The organism is bacterium (assembly GCA_030655055.1).
Taxonomy (GTDB): Bacteria; Edwardsbacteria; AC1; order AC1; family EtOH8; genus UBA5202.
This window is the reverse complement of record JAURWH010000144.1, coordinates 1-18,016: the sequence shown is the minus strand read 5'-3', so window position 1 is coordinate 18,016 and position 18,016 is coordinate 1. Positions and strand designations below refer to the sequence as shown.

The 18,016-nt window shown below is 55.9% G+C and carries 18 protein-coding genes; all 18 read right to left on the bottom strand.

All coding sequences use genetic code 11. The features are described 5' to 3' along the window. Positions 1-406, bottom strand: a 406-nt coding sequence (locus tag Q7U71_06810) for a hypothetical protein (protein ID MDO9391466.1), incomplete at its 3' end; no start/stop codon positions are given. Next, positions 403-2,127, bottom strand: a complete 1,725-nt coding sequence (locus tag Q7U71_06805; GenBank protein ID MDO9391465.1) for a serine/threonine-protein kinase — start codon at positions 2,125-2,127, stop codon at positions 403-405. The genes Q7U71_06810 and Q7U71_06805, both read right to left, overlap by 4 nt. Continuing rightward, positions 2,124-2,498 (bottom strand): hypothetical protein, encoded by a 375-nt coding sequence (locus Q7U71_06800; protein MDO9391464.1) that lies wholly within the window; start codon positions 2,496-2,498, stop codon positions 2,124-2,126. The genes Q7U71_06805 and Q7U71_06800 overlap by 4 nt, the downstream gene beginning before the upstream one ends. A 4-nt stretch (positions 2,499-2,502) precedes the next feature. Then, positions 2,503-4,272, bottom strand: coding sequence for a methyl-accepting chemotaxis protein (locus tag Q7U71_06795; protein ID MDO9391463.1), 1,770 nt, complete (start codon positions 4,270-4,272; stop codon positions 2,503-2,505). Continuing rightward, positions 4,269-6,314: a methyl-accepting chemotaxis protein gene (locus Q7U71_06790; protein ID MDO9391462.1), complete on the bottom strand. Its 2,046-nt coding sequence runs from the start codon at positions 6,312-6,314 to the stop codon at positions 4,269-4,271. Before Q7U71_06790 ends, Q7U71_06795 begins: the two co-directional genes overlap by 4 nt. Positions 6,315-6,407: 93 nt before the next feature. Continuing rightward, the gene (locus Q7U71_06785; protein MDO9391461.1) at positions 6,408-6,836 is read right to left on the bottom strand and encodes a chemotaxis protein CheW; all 429 of its coding nucleotides are present in this window, start codon (positions 6,834-6,836) and stop codon (positions 6,408-6,410) included. Between the two features lie 2 nt (positions 6,837-6,838). Continuing rightward, complete coding sequence (locus Q7U71_06780; protein ID MDO9391460.1) at positions 6,839-7,693, bottom strand: tetratricopeptide repeat protein; 855 nt, start codon at positions 7,691-7,693, stop codon at positions 6,839-6,841. Positions 7,694-7,793: 100 nt separating this feature from the next. Continuing rightward, positions 7,794-8,843 carry a chemotaxis response regulator protein-glutamate methylesterase gene (locus tag Q7U71_06775; GenBank protein MDO9391459.1) on the bottom strand — a complete coding sequence of 350 codons (1,050 nt, stop codon included), beginning with the start codon at positions 8,841-8,843 and terminating at the stop codon, positions 7,794-7,796. A gap of 72 nt (positions 8,844-8,915) precedes the next feature. Continuing rightward, on the bottom strand, positions 8,916-9,410 hold the full coding sequence (locus Q7U71_06770) for a chemotaxis protein CheD (protein MDO9391458.1): 495 nt from the start codon (positions 9,408-9,410) through the stop codon (positions 8,916-8,918). Positions 9,411-9,424: 14 nt separating this feature from the next. Beyond that, positions 9,425-10,249, bottom strand: a complete 825-nt coding sequence (locus Q7U71_06765) for a protein-glutamate O-methyltransferase CheR (protein ID MDO9391457.1) — start codon at positions 10,247-10,249, stop codon at positions 9,425-9,427. A gap of 195 nt (positions 10,250-10,444) precedes the next feature. Next, a complete protein-coding gene (locus Q7U71_06760) occupies positions 10,445-12,052 on the bottom strand; it encodes a tetratricopeptide repeat protein (protein MDO9391456.1) in 1,608 nt (535 codons plus the stop codon). Between the two features lie 21 nt (positions 12,053-12,073). Further along, positions 12,074-13,468: a DnaA/Hda family protein gene (locus tag Q7U71_06755; GenBank protein MDO9391455.1), complete on the bottom strand. Its 1,395-nt coding sequence runs from the start codon at positions 13,466-13,468 to the stop codon at positions 12,074-12,076. A gap of 127 nt (positions 13,469-13,595) precedes the next feature. Beyond that, on the bottom strand, positions 13,596-14,189 hold the full coding sequence (locus tag Q7U71_06750) for a GTPase domain-containing protein (GenBank protein MDO9391454.1): 594 nt from the start codon (positions 14,187-14,189) through the stop codon (positions 13,596-13,598). 51 nt (positions 14,190-14,240) lie between these two features. After that, positions 14,241-14,783: a roadblock/LC7 domain-containing protein gene (locus tag Q7U71_06745; GenBank protein ID MDO9391453.1), complete on the bottom strand. Its 543-nt coding sequence runs from the start codon at positions 14,781-14,783 to the stop codon at positions 14,241-14,243. Continuing rightward, entirely contained in the window at positions 14,780-15,121 is a 342-nt protein-coding gene (locus Q7U71_06740; GenBank protein MDO9391452.1) for a roadblock/LC7 domain-containing protein, read from the bottom strand. The genes Q7U71_06745 and Q7U71_06740 overlap by 4 nt, the downstream gene beginning before the upstream one ends. 39 nt (positions 15,122-15,160) lie before the next feature. Next, the gene (locus Q7U71_06735; protein MDO9391451.1) at positions 15,161-16,171 is read right to left on the bottom strand and encodes a roadblock/LC7 domain-containing protein; all 1,011 of its coding nucleotides are present in this window, start codon (positions 16,169-16,171) and stop codon (positions 15,161-15,163) included. Between the two features lie 185 nt (positions 16,172-16,356). Beyond that, the gene (locus Q7U71_06730; GenBank protein ID MDO9391450.1) at positions 16,357-17,607 is read right to left on the bottom strand and encodes a DUF4388 domain-containing protein; all 1,251 of its coding nucleotides are present in this window, start codon (positions 17,605-17,607) and stop codon (positions 16,357-16,359) included. 206 nt (positions 17,608-17,813) lie between these two features. Continuing rightward, the coding region (locus tag Q7U71_06725) for a type II toxin-antitoxin system Phd/YefM family antitoxin (GenBank protein ID MDO9391449.1) at positions 17,814-18,016 on the bottom strand (203 nt) is incomplete at its 5' end.

Below are 18,016 nucleotides of genomic sequence, written 5' to 3'. Positions count from 1 at the left end.
CCTTATCAAAGATCATCCCGGCCTGAACTCCCGTTTGTCCCTGGCTTTGGGCGGTCTCCAGCTGGGCACGTTTGAAAACGCTGATTATCTTGGGAGAGACAAATTCCGGGTTCAATTCCAATTTTGGCTTGGAGACCAGGATGGCCTTGAATACAACCGCCGCCTGGTCGTCGTCACCAAGCGCAACCAGGGAAAAAGCCAGATAGGTGCGCAGATAGACCATGTCACTGGGGGTATAGACCGCAGTATCTGCCAGCGCTTTCTGGGCATTGGCGACCACCTCATTATAATAACCCCTCTCGTATGAGGCCACCACCGTACCCAGATAGTTTACGCTTTGAGCATAAGACGGTTGGGATCCGGCAGTCCAGGTCAGCAATAAAGATATGAAGAATATTTTTCTCATTGCAATATTATATTACGGTCCAGTGTCTTGTCCTCTTCGATGTTCAGGTTTTCCCTCCATTCTTTCCCCGACGGCCCCAAAAGTTTCAGTTCGTGCTCTCCGATGGATAATTTTAGAGGAGCCCCCATTGGAGTGGTTCCCATCTCCTCGCCGTCAATAAAGACCACGGCCCAGGGGGAAACGGTAAGCCTTAAGTGTCCAAAGGCCTCCGGCATGGTCACCTCCAGCGACAAGGTGTCGCCCGGCTTTATTGAGAGCGCACTGAGGTACTCCCTGCGGTTGGGATGCCTTAAGATCAATTGATACTGGCCGGGGGCGAGTTTTACCGGATTGTCCAGCGGAGTGCGTTCGTAATAGCGGCCATTGATGTATATCTCGGCCCAGGGTTTTACCGATAGCTTAAGGAAACCTGGATCAAGATGCTGGGGTGCCAGATCGGCCTTAAGGTTAAGGCTCTGGCCGGGGTTCAGCCTGATGTCGATCTGTTTAGCCTCAAAGCCGTCTTTGGTGATCATAACCCGGTGCTGTCCCGGATCCAGATTTTGGACGGTCAATGGAATTCTGCCGTAATCGCGGCCGTTTATGGATACCTCCGCCCCTTCCGTTCCCGACACCAAAACCGTTTGCTGAGGGATCGCCGGTCTGCCGGTATCCGGAGGGTTCAAGTTAAGGGGATCAGGCCGGGGCACATTGGCATTGGCTTTGCGGCTGGCGATGTATCCCCTGATATTTTGATAGACCCAGCTTCCGGAAAATACCATCAACGCCGCCAGGGTCGCAACCAAAAGGGTCTGGCGCACCACAAAGATCCGCCGCTCGGCCCGGGCCATTTTTTTTATCAGGGTCAGGTCCTCCTGCCGGGGAACATAACTCAGGGGTGCGCTGATATAGCGGGACAGCGCTTCGGGACTGCCCATCTGGTAGGGCGTCAGTCCGGCCAAAAGTTTTCCGGCATCACCGTACCGGTGCTTGGGATTCTTGTCCAAAAGCTTCTGAATTACCGAGTCCACCCCCAGCGGCAGTTCGGAATCCTGCCGGGCCAGGCTTTTGGGAACCAGCCGCAGGGTCCGGTCTATGGTCTCGGAGTGGGTCTGGCCGGCAAAGGGGTTGCCCCCGGAAAGCATCTCGTAGAACATCACCCCCAGGGCGTAGATATCGGACTGGGCATCGGCCGACTGCCCTTTTATCTGTTCCGGAGCCAGATAGGCCGGGGTTCCCACAAAGGTCCCGGGATCGGTTATTCCCAGGGCCTCCTGGGCATAGGCCAGCCCGAAATCGGTTATTTTAACCCCGCCCCCTTTGGTCAGCATGATATTGGCCGGCTTGATATCCCGGTGGATGATCTGGTTCTGATGGGCATGCCAAAGGCCGTGGGCTATCTGCCCCACCACATAGACCGCCAGTAAAAAAGGAAGTTTATGCTGCTGGTCCAACAGTTCCTTTAAAGAACAACCGTCAATGTATTCCAGGATTATGTAATATGAGCCTTCCAACTCAAAATAGTCGGTCACATCCACAATGTTCTCGTGATGCAGCCGTCCCAGCAGTTTGGCCTCGCGTTCAAACCTTTTGACGAAACCCTGGTCGTTGGCCAGATGGGGGTGGAGCTGTTTGATCACCACCGGCCGGCCCAGCTCGGAATGCCGCCCCAGATAGATCGTGGCCATGCCTCCGCTGGAAAGCACCGAGCTTATCTGATAATTGCCGATCCTTTCCTTCATTTTTTCAAACCGGTCAAAATGGCTTCCAGGTTTATGTCCAGAAAGGTCTGTCCGGCGGCCAAAGCCACCCCGGAATAATTACCCATGAAAGCCAGGACGGCAGGCCAGGGCAGGTGCCGGGAAGGGTCAATATCCTCCAGGCCCAGCACTTCATCGGCGGTGATTTCGAATGATTGATTCTGATGGCTGCATTTGATCACGGCCTGGTTTTGAGATCCGCAACAGGATAACCCCAAGAGCTTGGCCAGATCCACCTTCAAACTACCTGGTTTATTAAGGCCGTCATCCTTTTTGTCCAGCCCCACCGAAATGATGGCGTCAACCTTAAGGGCCAGCCGGGCCGGGCCTATTTTAAAGGTCAGCAGTCGCATGATATTATTGTTTGGTCGATTTGAACCTGGCCACCAGGCTGTTCATTTTGACAGCGGTATGGGAAAGGGTCTGGGCCACAGCCGAAAGTTCCTCCATGGAAGCGGTCTGCTGCTCCACCGCCGCCGCCACTTCTTCGGTGGAGGCCGCGGTCTCTATGGCTATGGCCGACACTTCCGAGGCCAGCTGCACCACCTGTCCGGCGCTTTTGGTCTGGGCCCGGCTGGATTCCGAGATCTGCTTGACCATGGTGCCGGCCACCGTTACCGTGCTGTTGATGACCTTGAGAGCCTGCTCCGTCTGGTCCACGCTGGTCCGGCTGTTTTCAATGGACTGCTGGGTCTGGGCGATCACCTCCACCGTTTTGGCTATCTCGGCTTCGATGTCCCGGATCAGGGATGAGGCCTGTTGGGCCGAATTACCCGCCTCCACCGCCAGGGAACGGATCTCGTCGGCCACCACCGAGAACCCCTTGCCGGCCTCGCCGGCCCGGGCCGCCTCGATGGCCGCGTTCAGGGCCAGAAAATCTATCTGCTGGGCCAGGTTGGAGACCAGGGCCGCCACTCCGCCTATCTCCTTGGATTTCTGCTGCAGCTTGACCACCTTCTGGCTGGTCTGGTCGGCCGATTGATAGATCTCCGCAATTTTCAGCACCGCCTCCGAAGTTTTGGCCGCCCCCTGCTGCGATGAATCCACCGCCCTTTGGGAAGAGACCGTGGTCATCCGCACCTGGGAATCTATCCGCTTGGCGGCTTCGGAAAAGTCCTGCAGGGACTTGGCCACCGAGGTCAGCCGTTCCGACTGGACGGTGGCTCCCTTGGATATCTGCTGGATGGTGGAAGAGATCTCCTGCCCCGAGGCGTTCATCTGCTGGGAGGAAGAGGCCAGTTCCTGGGCGCTGGCCGCCACCTCGGCCGCCACTTTTTCGATGTCGGTGACCAGCCGGTCCAGCAGGTCGACAAACTGATTGTACTGGTGGCACAGGTCCCCCAGTTCGTTATTGGCCAAAAGCGGAAGATGGCGTCCCAGTCCCCGGTTGTCACCGCTGATCTCGGACAAGGCCTGCACCAGGGAGTCAATGACGCCGGTTATGTTTCTGGAAGCCAGATAGGCAATGATCACAGTGGCTGCCAGTCCGATCAGGGCGACCAGGGTCAGCTGGTTCAACCGCCCCATCATCACCCCGAAAGAAAGGGATAACAGCATCACCACCAGGAACAGGGATATCAGCCGGTAGGTCAGGGATATCCGGAATGTTCTTTTGATGACCTCCGACTGGCGCCCCAAATGCAGTATGGCCAGACGGCTGACAATGTCCTTAAGCAAAAACTCTTCCGCTAAAAAGATCAACGCGCCCAATACCAGCGCTGTTACCACGGAATACAGCAAAATGTACCAGAAATTGGCGGCCTGGGCCAGCAGGGCCACGATCAGCCAGATCACCGGAACTGCTACCAGGAAATTGACCGCCATGTGCACAGCCGAAACCAGGGGAAAATCCAGGGCCGACTTGAAGGCCGCAGTGGCGGTCTGGGGATCGGGCAGCGGACTGGATAAAAATAAAGTGACGGATCTCATCCGCTTCCGGTTCCAGACCTGGGTCAAAGCGGCCAGCAGCAGAGAGATCGGGATCCCGGCCCAGAGCATCACCCGGTTGGCCTGGGGGGGAAAGGCCGCCACCCGGCTGACGAAATACATCAAAAACGGCACCCCGAAGAACAAGGACAGCAGGTCCGGCAGAGCCAGGGCCAGTTTCAGTTTTTTCTCCGGCATCATTTTCCCTGGCCCTCCTTAACAGTAAAGTTTCCTACCAGCCGTTTCATTTCCTCGGCGGCCCGGGCCAGTTCCTGGGCGCTGGCGGTCATCTCCTCCATGGAGGCCATCTGTTCCTGGTGGGCGGCCGCGGTCTGCTCCATGCCCGAAGCCGTTTCCTCGGCCACCGCCTCCACCTGCTCTATGGCCAGCACTATCCGCTTGGCCCCCTCCACCTGCCCTTCGGTGGTCTGGGATATCTTCAGCGATCCCTCGGATGAATTTTTAACCGTCTCGATGATCTGGAAAAAGGCCTTGTTCCCGTTCTCGGCCAGTTGTTTGCCGTTGCCCACTTCCACCAGGCCCTCCCGCATGGCGCTGACAGTCTGAATGGTCTCGGACTGGATCTCCTTGATCAGGCCGTCGATCTGTTTGGTGGCGGAAGCGGTCCGCTCGGCCAGTTTTTTCACCTCGCCGGCCACCACCGCAAAACCACGGCCCGACTCGCCGGCCCGGGCCGCCTCGATGGCCGCGTTCAGGGCCAGCAGATTGGTGCGCCAGGCCACGGCCGAGATCAGTTCGGTTATCTGGCTGATCTCCCCGGTCTTCTTCTCCAGCCCCCCGATCACAAATGAAAGCCGGGTCATGGTGTCGTCGATCTTGCCCATCTGTTCGGTGATGGCGGTCATGGCCCGCTCGCCCTCCGAAGCCATGCCCAAAGCCTGGCTGGCCGATTTGGCCGCTTCCTGGGCGCTCAAATTCACTTCGTCCACCGAGGAGGATATTTCGTTGATGGCATCCTTGGTCTCCTTGACCGATGAGACCTGGGTGACCGATCCCTGGGAGACCCTCTGCAGGGTGGCGGAGATCTCCTGCTGTGAAGCGCTCATCTCCTGGGTGGATGCCGCCAGTTCCTCGGAGGTGGCGGCCACGTTGTTGGCTGTGTTCATAACTATCCGGACCAGTTCTTCCAGCCGGGCGGCAAAACTGTTAAAATGAAGTCCCAGCCTGCCTATTTCATCATTGGCCGAATACTGCACCCGGCGGGTGAGATCGGCCGAGCTTTCGGCCAGGTCCTTCAGCATGTCGCCCAGCTGGCCGATGGGCTGGGAGACCATCCGGCGGATCATGTTCCGGATCAAAAAGATGACCACCAGGAAAGTAATCAGCAGTAAAACCACCACGTTGGTCAGCATTTTCTGGAAAAGAGGAGTAATGATATCGGCGTAGAATTGGGCCTGGTCGCTTACCAGCATTTCCTGCTGCAAGAATCCGGTCAGCGCATTGAACATCGTCACCAGCACTATGCCGGTGACCAAGGTCAGGGCGGAAAAAAGAACGATGGCGAAGCTGGAGATCAGTTTGGATTCGATGCTGATGCTGTTTTCTTTTTCTTGTGACTTGAGCAGGGTCATCACCGACCAGCCGATGATCACGGCCGGGACCAGCATGGCCAAAAGGCCTATCCAGCCCAGCCGGGAATAGAGGAACACCGCCAGAATGGAGATGGGGGCCAGGATCAGATTGATCTTCAGGTCGGCCATGGCCATGTTCAGGGTTTCGGACCAGCCGAAGTCGCCGGTGATCACATGGTAACTTCCCACCATAAAATCATTGACCACAACATAAACCAGCAAAACGCCTATCAATACCGGAATATTGAGCCACCCCAGGACATCGGCCCCGCCCCGGCCATTAAGCAGGATGAAAGCCTGGGACATCAAAAACGTGGCCATTACGAACTGACCCCCGATAAAGAAGACCCTTTGCCAGGGCTTTTTCCGCCTGATCTGGTGGAAGATGGAGCTGACGGCAATGACCAGTACCGCCGGGGCCGGACCCCAGACCAGAAAAGTGAAGTAGACCATTACCAGGTCCAGTGAGACATGCACTCCGCCGGGCAGGGCCACGGTAAACCACTGGCTCCCGGTGCCTATAGCCAAAAGGGTCAGCAGCAGCCATAGCGGCACCCCTATCCCGCCTTTCAGCATATAGAACAGCAAGCCCAGGCCCAGGGCAGTTACCGCCCAGGCGTAAAGGCTCTGCCATTTGGATCTGTTGTTCATAATGTATCAATCTCCGCGATTTTTGGCTTGTATGATTTTGTTTTCCGGTTCCGGGGTTATGGCCCAAAACACAGGTCAGATCACCTATTTAGATCACTGGGCCAGCTGTTTGATCAAAGCCCTGGTCTCGATTAAAAATACCAGCTTCCCCTGGTGTTCAAAAGCCTGCAGTACTTTTTCCTGGTCCGGAATGAAATTCTTGTCCACCGAGATCAGGGAATCAAGGGGAATGTCCACGATGGGGCCGATCTCTTCCACCAACAACCCGGTCTCGTTTCCGGCAGTGACCATGATCACCAGGTCACCGGTGGGGGCCGGCTGGGTGCTTCCCAGGAACAAGCCCAGGTCGGCCACTGGCACCTGCTTGTCCTGCCAGAGGCACATTCCGGTGATGCAGCCGCTGCATCGGGGCAGGAAGGTGATGTCGGGGTGATAGACCACCTCCTGAACCGCCATCATGTTCAGGGCATAGAACTCTGCTCCGGAGCGGACTATCAGGGCTTTGCCGTCGGTTTCCCCCAATTTCAGCCTTCCTCGCTTTTCAAAGTATCTATCTGCTCCTGGGCTTCCTTGGACCACCAGTTGCCGGGCGAGAGTTTGATGCATTTCTCCCATTCCCTGATGGCCGCCCCCGGCATCTTTTTATGGTAATAAGCCTGCCCCAGGTGGTAGTAGGCTTCAATCAGATTCGGCCCCAGTACCGTGGCCTTGGAAAAGAAGAAAATGGCGTCATCCAGCATCTGCCGCTCCAGATAGACCAAACCCATGTAATAATGGGAGTAGAGCACCGCCGTCCGGTCCTTGCCGGATTTAAGCACCCGGCTGAAATGTTCGATGGCCTCGCCGTAGATCTGTTTTTTAAGGCAGACGAATCCCAGGTTGTTGCGCACCGCATCGTTGCTGGGCTCCAGCTGCAAAACCTTAAGACAGATCTCCAAAGCCTGGTCGTAGTTCCCCTGATAACTGTAGGCCCAGCCCAACAGACCCATGGCCTTGGTGTCGGTGGGGTTCAGCTTGACCGCGTTGGCCAGTGAAACTATTGCTTTTTCATATTCCCCGCTGCAGATCTGGTTCCAGCCTTCGGCCACATAGGTGGAACTGCCCAGGCTGTCGGTGCGCATGGTCTCCACAAAGGAACGGATCATCAGTTTGGACTGGTCCTCGCTGACCGGGGCCGACTTGTAGGCCGAGATCAGGGTTTTGACGGAGTCCTGCAGGCTCAAAAGGTGCTTTAGGGCTATGGCAATGTCCTTGTAAAGTTCGCGGATCTCGCGCTCCATCTGCCCCTCCTGCCCCTTGGCCTCGGGAACCTTGAGCCGTTCCTTTAGGGCCGAGATCTTTCCCTGGTAATCCTTGACGATATCTTCCAGCACCGGCATTTCAGCATCCCCCTTTTTTACTTTGCCCACTAAAAACACTAAAAATATTTAACTATTTTCGTGCCTTTTCGTGTGTTTCGTGGGTTGGTTCCATATCATTTCAAGAACAGGCCGAGATTATGGCCGCGGGTATCTGGTCCAGCGGCAGTACCAGGTCCACCATCCCAGTCTCAATCGCTGATTTCGGCATTCCAAAGACCACGCAGGTGCTGCGGTCCTCGGCGATGGTATGCCCGCCCTGCCGTTTGATGGCCGCCATTCCCTTGGCCCCGTCATGCCCCATCCCGGTCAATATCACTCCCACCAAGGGCAGTTTGGCGCTGGCCGCCAGTGATTCCATGGTCACGTCCACCGATGGCCGGACCCCGAAACGGGGCGGATCCTGGTTAAGCTGGATCCTCTGTCCGGAAGGGTCAACGGTCAGATGGTAGTCGGCCGGAACCAGCAGTGCCAGCCCGGGCTTGATGGCATCTCCCTCTTTGGCCTCCTGGACCATGATCCGGCTGCGGGAGGAAAGCCTTTCCGCCAAAGACTTGGTGAAGCCCACCGGCATGTGCTGGATAAGGATCAATCCGGCGTTGATATCTGCTGGTAGTTTGGGAAGGATCTCGGCCAGGGCCCGGGTGCCGCCGGTGGATGAACCGATGGCCACTATTTTCTGTCCGTGGGCCGGGGAGTGGGCAACGGCCGATGCCGGCTCGGCCCTCTTGTGGCGCTGGTTCTTTAATTTATCCAGGTCCACCCCGGCCGCCATGGTTATCTTTTCCACCAGTTGCTGCCGGACCTTTTCTATATCCAGGGAGATGGAGCCGGAAGGCTTGGTGACGAAATCTACCGCCCCCAGTTCCAGGGCCAGCAGGGTGGCCTCGGCGCCCTCCACCGCATGGGCCGAGAGGATCAAAACCGCCACCGGGGTCTCGCTCATCAGGCGGGCCAGGGCCTTCAGCCCATCCATCACCGGCATCTCGATATCCAGGGTCACCACATCGGGCCTGAGTTTTTTGACCTGGGCCAGGCATTCCAAACCATCGTTGGCGGTGCCGGCCAGTTCCAATCCGGGCGTGGTGGATATTATGTCGCCCACCATTTTCCGCATTAAGGCGGAATCGTCCACCACCAGGACCCGTATATTATTTTTTGAAGCAGTCATTTTTGCAGTAAGTTAAGAATTGGTTAAAGCAAGTCTGATTAAGTTGCCCAAAGTCACCTGATTGAAATTTGGTTATATTTCCTTAAGGCCCGCCTTGAACGACCGCACCAGAACGGTGCCCGATGAAAGCATGAATTCCACGGAACGGCCGTAATCTCCTCCGATGTCCTCGGCCGCGATGGGAATGTTCAGGGAATTAAGCACCCTTTTGGTCTCCTGGGCATTCCGCTGGCCGATGTTGGTCCCTCCGTCCCGGCGGTTCAACAGCAGACCGGCGAACATGGTTGACCCGCCGGCCAGCTTGGCCCTGATCCTGAAACGCTGGCAGCCCAGTCCTTCCATCTCCAAAAGCATCTGCTCTATTGCAGTTTGGGGGCACTTCCCCGGCTGGGCTTTAAGCCGGCTTAGGTCCGGAGTCGGCAGCATCACATGGGCCAACCCCCCGACCCTGGTCTCCGGGTCATACAGCATGATGGCCAGACAGGAGCCCAGCCCGTGGGTGGTGATGATGGCCGGATCCCGGTCCACCCTCAGATCCGCTATTTTGACTATGACTTCGTTTGACAATTTTTTATGCGATTTTATCCGTTAAGCCGGTATATCCGTTCCTTGGGATCATACGGAGTAAATGATTCTTTGACCTGACCGAACAGGGTTTCCACTTTGCCCAGCACCAAAAAACCACCGGGCCTCAGGCTTTTTTTGAAACTTTCGAAGATGAACTCCTGGGCCTGGCGGGAAAAGTAGATCAGCACATTGCGGCACAATATCAGGTCCAGGCCGGTATAAGGCGACGGTTCCAGCAGATCAAAATGCCGGTATTCCACCATCCGCTTGATATCATCGCTCAGAAAATAGCTTTTTGCTGAGATGTTGAAATATTTTTTTACCAGCTCGGGAGGGATCTCATTCATGCTGTTCTGGTCATAAATTCCCTGCCGGGCCTTCTCCATGCTCTGACGGTCGATATCCGTGGCCAGTATCCGGCAAGGGCGGCTGGCGCCGCTTCCGGCGGCGAACTCCCGCCACAAAATGGCCAGACTGTAAGGTTCTTCCCCCGAGGAACAGCCGGCGCTCCAGATCGTCAGAGGGCGGCTCGGGTCGGATTGGCCAGCCAGCAAAGGCATCACCCCGGCTGAGATCGCTTTAAAGGTTTCCGGATTGCGGTAAAAATTGGTGACATTGATGGTCAGGGCATCCAGCAATTTGGGGTACTCGGTCTTGTCCTGGGCCAGCCTTTTGGCATATTCAGGATAAGTATTGAGCTGGCAGGCTCTCAGACGGACGGCCAGGCGCCTTTTTAACGGCCGTTCCTTGTATTGCAAAATGTCAAAGCCGGTCTCGGCGTTTATCATTTTGGCCAGTTCCATCAACTGGGGATCAGTGATGGCGTCTTTGAATATCATTATTTTAACTACTTATAGCCACTAAGACACCAAGGCACAAATAGGGATTTAACCTTGGATTCATTCTTAAATGGCATTTTAAAGCATATTCTTTCATAATATTTTTACAAATAAACTCGAAGTAAACGTATTTGGAATTTAGTTCCAAGCTAATTTTATAATCATTAGTGACTTTGTGTCTTTGTGGCAGAATCGTTACCTTTTTTCGGCCAGATCAAGGTTGCGCCTGATCATCTGGTTGGAGGGATCCAATTCCAGCGCCTTTTTCCACCATTTTACCGCATTGTCCTTTTGACCCTGTTTAAGGCACAGGTTTCCCAGCTTGTACAGCTGCTGGACATCCGCCAGACCCATCCCGGCCACCCGGGAAAGCACCTCCACCGCCTGGGCCCACAGACTGTTGCGGTAATACAGTTCGGAAAGATTGTGCAACAGAGTCCTGTTCTCCGGGGAGACCTTGAGCGCCGCCTGATAGTGGCGTTCCGCTTCTTCCACCTGACCCCGGGCCTGCCAGAGGGCGGCGATATTGTTTTCGGAAGCGGGATTGGTCCGTCCGCTTTGGGAGCACTCCTGCCAGTGTTCTATGGCCTGATCCCACTGATTGCTGCGGTAGGCCGCCAGCCCCAGCAAAAAACTTCCCAACAGGGTTTTCTTCGCCTGCTGTTCCAGGGACAGCAATTGATCCCGGGCAGAACCCCACTCCTTTTTGCGGCAGGCCAGGTGGGCCAGGTTGAGTTTGGGCGTCAAACTTTCCGGGTCCATCTCCAAAGCCTTTTTGTACTGGCGGGTGGCGTCTTCATACTCGCCCATGGCTTCCAGGGCCAGCCCCAGGTTATTGTAACTGCAGGCTTTTTTGGGTTCAATGGCGATGGCCTCCAGGAATTCGGTGGCGGCCTCGGCGTATTCCTCCTTGCGGAAATGGATCAAACCCAGATAGAAACGGGCATCGGCTTCATCGGGCTTGATCTCCACTATCCTCCGGTATTCCCGGTAGGCTTCCTCATACATCTGGGTCTTGTAAAAGGCGATCCCCAGGTTGCGGTGTTCGTCCACGGCTCCCATCCCGGCCCCGGCCGCGGTCCGGGCCCGCTCGTTGCCCCGCTTGACCAGCCCCGCCCGCAGCAAACCGTAAATGACCTTGGAGGTCAGGAATTCCCCCAGCGAAGAAGCCTCCATTACCTCGCCCATGGTGCGGCGGCCGTCTATCAGCTGCATCACCTGGCGTTCTTCCTCGTTCAGTTCCATCTCCACCTGCTGGGCGCCTTCCAGAATAAGCCTTTCCAGTATTATCTGGGCCCCCGGCAGTTTGGCCTCCAGGTTCTTCCATTCGTCTATCCGGCGGGCCTCCTCCAGCAGCAGGTTCAGGACATCCAACGATACGGTGATGCTCTCTTCGGTGGGCAGGGTGTCCGGCTCAAAGAAGAAATCACCCTCTTCCCAGCGCAGCAGATAGAATATGGCGTCGGCGATCTGCCGGATGACATCGGACTCCAGATCCTGCTTGGTCAAAAGCCCCAGATGGATCAGGATGTCGCCCAGCCGGCGGCCGTCCGGATCCGCCTGCTGAGCTTTAAGAGCCTCCTCCAGCTGGGAATTGGTTATGAAGCCCCGGGACAGCAGGCGGTCGCCCAGCCGGTCGGGCCGGTTCAACAGGCTGCTGTAGCATATCTTTCCGTCGTTGAAAAATATGCTGCCGAAGTTCTTGCCGTCGGTGACCTTCAAACATCCGGTCTTGTGTCCCACCGACAACAGTTGAAGGACATCGGGCAGGCTTATTTCCTTAAAGGATCCTTTTATGGCCATTGGTCAGATCAAAATAATGAATTAAAATTCTTCCATTAACCGGTCTTCCACCCAGGGCCAGTTTTCTTCAATGTTCCCGGTCTTTTCCGCCAGTATGTCATCAGACTTGGATTGAACCGGGGTTTCCGGTGATTTTACGTTCTGGGGTTCCGGGTGGACCTCCGGTGCGGTAACCGGCTGGTCTTCTGGTTCCGGTAACATGACCGGCATTGGCGGGGCCTCTGGTCGGGGGATCTCCGGGACCGGAGTCTCACGGATAGTTTCCGTTTGCCCCGTGGTTTCTATTTTTCCTCCGCTTAATCTTTGGACAAGGCTTTTGACCAATTGTTCAAGTTTATCCGTCTGTTCCGGGTCAAACAGCACCGACTCAATTCTGGACATCTCTTCCGGGGTGGATTGGCCGGCCATTTGCCCGAATTGCTGCTGCAGGTCTATCAGCTTTTCCACATTGGCCGTGTATTTGTCATATTCCGAAGCCAAGATGGAAATATCCTGGTCCAATGACAGTTCCACCGAGGCGGTGTTAAAACCCTTCATCTTCCATATGTAGATCTTCTCCTTGTACTCCCGCCGGATCTTTTCTGTATCCTGCTGTTCGGTAAGCATGTTCAGCATCCGGTCATCCAGCCCGGAAACAAAGGCCCCGAACTCTCCTTCCGGCTGGGCCGCCGGCTCATCCGGGATCGCTTCCGCTGCCGGCTCCAGATGGATCTCGGCCGCAACCGACTGAGGCAAAGCCTCATCCACCGTCTCCTTGGTGACCGGGCCCTCCATCAGCGAGGAATACAGCAGCACCCGGTTCAGGGCTCCCTCAAGTTCCCGGACGTTGGATGAGACCCGGGAAGCGATCAACTGCAGGACGTCCTCCGGAAGTTTTTGTCCCCGGGCTTCAGCCTTCTTGAAAAGGATCAGCCCTTTTTCCCGGAGCTCGATCTCCTTTAATGCCGCGAACACGCCGCCCAGCAACCGGGACAACAATTTGGGATCCAGCGCCTCAATTTTCTGGGGATGAGTGTCGGTGGTGATGACGATCTGACGGCCCGAGCCGATCATCCGGTCGAACAGCGGCAGCAGCCGCACCTGGACATCGCGCTGGTGCAATCCCAGATGCAGATCGTCGAAGAGCAGCAGGTCGGCCTGTTCCGCCCGGGCCAGGTCGCCCACCACCAGCTGGCTTCCGGCCAGCATCTCGATCTTGTATTCCGGGTGGGAAAGGGCCACGGCATTGCCCACCGCATGCAGCAGATGGGTCTTTCCCAAGCCCACGCCGCCGTAGATCACCAGGGGGTTGTATATCCTTCCCGGCTCCTCGGACACCTTAAGGGCAGCCGAAAACGCCAGGCGGTTGTTGGGCCCGGTAAAGAAGTTGTGAAAGACGTAGTTGGTCTTTACTATTTCAGGGGTGTTTTGTTCCATCGGGTTTTATATATTTACTGTCGGTTTTCAATTTACGCGGTCACTGAGTTTAACGTTATGTGAACTTATTTCTTGGTGTTTCCTGCCTTTATGGATTCCTTATAGATGACGGTTCCAATGGTTCTATTTACTTCTTGTATTTGGCCGAAAGCGACTGCAGCACCAGAGCGCTGACGGTCTTCAAGGTGTCAAAGACCCCCACCCCGGAGGTGGCTATGGCTTCAAAATGATGGGCCCGCCTGAAATTGAGTCCGGTGTTCAGGTCGGCCACCGACATGATGTTGGGCAGGTCCCGCTTGTTGTACTGCATCACCATCGGTATCTTGTAAAGGTCCATGCCCAGGCCGGCCAGGTTATCCCGCAGGTTCTGCAGGCTGTCCAGGTTCTCCTGCCACTGATCGACCTGGGAATCGGCCACGAACACCACCCCATCCGAGCCCTGCAGCACCAGCTTGCGGGTGGAGTTGTAGAACACCTGCCCGGGAACGGTGTAAAGCTGGACCCTGGTCTTGTACCCGGCGATGGTCCCCAGCTCCAGCGGCAGAAAATCGAAGAACAAGGTGCGGTCCTTTTCGGTGGCCAGACTGACCATGGAACTCCGCTTCTCGTCCGGGATCTTCCCGTAGATATACTGGAGATTTGAGGTCTTGCCGCAGCGTCCCGGCCCGTAATAGACGATCTTGCAGGTGATCTCTTTGGATGAATAGTTGATTAAAGACATGGAATTTTTTATGTTGTGTTTTATTCTGGCTGATGCGGACGAATATCCGTTTTATGAGAACAGCTTGGACAGGGCATCCTCCACTTCCTGATTAAGGTCGGGCAGCTCGATCCCCTGGCTTTCCCGGGCCTGGAAGGACGGCGTTCCCGGGGTCTCTTCTTCGGCCAGCGGTGTGTTGTCGCCTTCGTCGCTCAGGGTCTTTTCCAGGTGCGGGGCCAGCGCTTTTTCGGTTTCGGCGGCGGCATGGCGGATCATGCCCACCACCGTGGATTTGTCAAAGATGGTGGCCAGGATGAAGTGCTCCCCCACCAGGCAAAAATAAACATTCCATTTGGAACCTTCCTGGAACATCACTTTGAATTTTTCCTCCTTCACCAGGCGGGCCAGGGCCTGGGTGGAGGAAAAGATGCCCCCGATCAGGGCCGAGATCGACTGCAGGCTGAAATCGGCCACGTAACCAGACTGGCTGATCAGATGCCCGTTCTTTGACAGCAGGATCGCGCACTTGGCCCGGGAGGCCTTGATGTACAGGGTCATCTCCCGCTCCACCGCCACGGTGATCTCTTCCGATATGACGAACTGGAGATTGGTCATAATATCTTCATCAGGCGTTCCAGGCTGGCTTTCATCTTAATGGACACCAGTCCGATGTTGGCCCCGGGCTCGGTTATCACCGTCAGGATGCATTCCGGCGCGCAAAGGAATATGATGCTGCCTTCGCTGGCCGAAAGCTGCACCCCGGAAAGCTCCGACCCCTGCTCCGGCCGGAGGGCCTTGATTATCTCCTGATAGATCCCGGCCACCATGGCGCTGATGGTCCTCTCCTCCATTCCCGACATCAGGTTGGAGACCACCACCAGACCTTCGTTGTCCACCACCAGGCTGCCTTTGACCCCGGAGATCTCGTTTATTTGATTGAGTATTTCTTTCATGATTTCTTTTGCTCTGAATTTACCGGCAGTTTTAAACGATTATCTGTTCGGTTCTTTTTTGGCCAGATTCTCGGCCTGTTCCGCCGCCCGTTTGCTGTTGACCATCACCAATCCCACCTTGGCCGAGAAATCGGCCGAGATCATCAGCACCATCCGCCCGGCCTGGCGCAGGAATATCTTCTCATCGCCCGTCTCTATCACTATCCGCTCCAGTTCTCCCAGTTTTATCTTTTTCAGGGCTTCAAAAGCGGTCTTGAAGATGTTGGCGGAAAGGGCGGCGCTGTCCTCGGAAATGCTTTGCCCCGAACGGGAAACGGCATCGGCCACCGCAAAACCGTTCTCATCCACCAGCATGCAGGCCTTGACCTGCGGGGTCTGCACCAGGTCGTTCATGATCTTTCCGAACCCGGCCTGCCGTTCGGTGGCTTCCTCTGCCGCCAATCTCTGAGGTTTATCTGATGCTGCCGGCGGAGTCTTGGGTTCAGGCGGGATTTCCGCCGGCCGGTCCCCGGTATCTTGGACAGGGACAGGCTGGGGATCGGTGCGACCGGCCATCAACGGCAGCGGGCTGGAAGGGATCTCCCTGGCCGGCGGATCCGGTATTTTTACCGGTTCCGGAAGAGGCGCTTCCAGTTTGGCTGCCGCCTCAGCCAGGACCGGTTCTTCCGGCGGTTTGGCCTGGGATGGAGGTTCCGCAATGATTGTCGTTTCAATTTTCACCGGAGCGGCCACCGGCGCCTCCGCCTCCGGCACCGCGGAATCGGCCTGGGCCAGGACCTTCTTGGCTTCTGAATGTTCGGACTGCACCGAAAGCACTTTGGCCGCCTCGGCCCGGGCCAAAGCATACTGTTTGGTGGCCAGCAGGCACTTGGACAGCACCAGCCGTCCTTCGATGTTGTCGGGCTGGGACTCCAGCCCGGCCTGGCAGATGGCAATGGCTTCGGGGTAAAGCCCGTTGTCCCGGTAAAAATCGGCCAGGGAGGCGAACAGCTGGGACGAAGGATCGTTTACCATCTGTTCCGGGGTGTTATTATCTAATGGATCAGACATGGATATGGAATATTTGTTTTAAATGTTTTCTTTTGAACGAAATGTTTTTTAAACAGGATTTGCAGGATTTATTTATATTAACGACTGATATACCCAGGGGCCTTGTACAACAATAAGTTTTGGGCAATACCGAATTATATATAAGCTCCGTAAAAAAAAATCATGTTAATCCTGTCTGTTCAGGCTTACCGGGTTTCCCTGGTCATCTTCATCTTCTCCAGCCAGGACTTGACCTCAGGTGAAAGCTCCGCCGGCACGCCCTCGGGCCGGGCGGATTCGATTTTTGACTCCGCCGCTCCCGCCTGGATCCGGGCCTTGGCCTCCAGCCCTTCGGCCCAGCGCACCGCCAGGGTCACCAGGTCCCGAACCTTCTCCGCTCTTTTGTCGCCGCCGGCGAATCGCAGGAATTTCTCCCAGCGCTCCACCGCCAGTTCCAGCCGGCCCAGACGGGCGTAGGTGAATCCCAGGCAGTAATTGATCTCCGGATTGTTCTCCTCGCCCTTGCTGGCCAGCTTGTATTCCATCACGGCCTCGTCGTAGGATTCGGCCAGATAATAGGATTCGCCCAGATACAGATGGGCATAGGCCTGTTCCGGGTCTTTTTGGACAAGCTTGGTGAAGGCGTCGATGGCCTCTTCAATTTTTCCGCTGTTCAGGTCGGCTATACCCTTATTGATGGGGTCCTGCTCCGGTTCCTGCAGATCAAGTTTCAGGTCGGTCTTTCTCCCCGTGGCCCTCACCAGACCGGTGACGCAAAGCCCGTAGATAACCTTGGCGGTCTCGAACTCCCGTCCGCCCACGGTCTCTATCACCTGGCGGGCGGTCCGCTTGCCGTCGATGGTGGCCATGATCAGCCATTCTTCGGGCTTCAAATCCAGCCGGCCCGAGGCCAGCTCGCTGCCGGGGGAAAGGCTCAGCACCAGGTCCAGGTCGGGGAGCTTGGAATGGATCTTGGACCATTCATCCAGACGGCGCGAGACCTCCATCATCACGTTCTCGGTCACCAGCAGCAGCTCGGTGTCGGAATCGGCCGAAAGGTCCATTTCCTCAAAGCGGAAATAACCGTCCTGCCAGCCCATGATGGCGAAGACCACCTCCTCCACCTGTGTCTTGAGCGCTTCCTTGACCGCCGGCTTGGTTACAAAACCGCTTTCCGCCGCCAATACCCCGAACCGTTTGCGTTCTTTTGAATCCGACTGGTCCTTTAATATCCTCTCCACCTGGGGAATGGTGACCTTGCCGGCCTTGAGCATTATCTGCCCCAGCCGCTCGTAGCTCTGCTGCAGGGTGGCCCGGATGATGTTGCCGTTGGAGAAGAACACCTGACCAACGTCATGGGCCGAGTCCAGCGTCAGCACCCCGGACTTCCGGGACATGGCCAGCAGCTGGAACAGGTCCATCAGGCTAAGTTCTTTTATGGGGCCTTCGATCGCCATCTTAATAAAATCAAAAGTTAAATATAAAAAATAAAATATCAGTGATGTTGTCAATAAAAAGAGTTGGTGTGCTGCAACCTGATTTTTGATATTTTATCTTTGATTTTTAGTATTAGGGTTCCCTACCCTGCCACTTCCTGCCACTGCAGGGCCGCATCAATGGCCTTGGTGGCCAGCTGCCATTACGTTTTGTAACGTCAATTAGTTCAGCCAACAGTGCGCTTAACCCGGATGAATAACTTTTTCTTGAGTTCGTTCAAGCCGATAGTTGGGGCATCGTTTTCAGCGGCCTTGGCAGAGCGCAGGCAACGGAGATCATCGTAGTCCTCCAGTTCCTCACGGAGCTTTAGATAATCGGTATAAGGAAGTACAGCATATTCCTTTTTCCCGTTTTTTTCGATGATCTGAG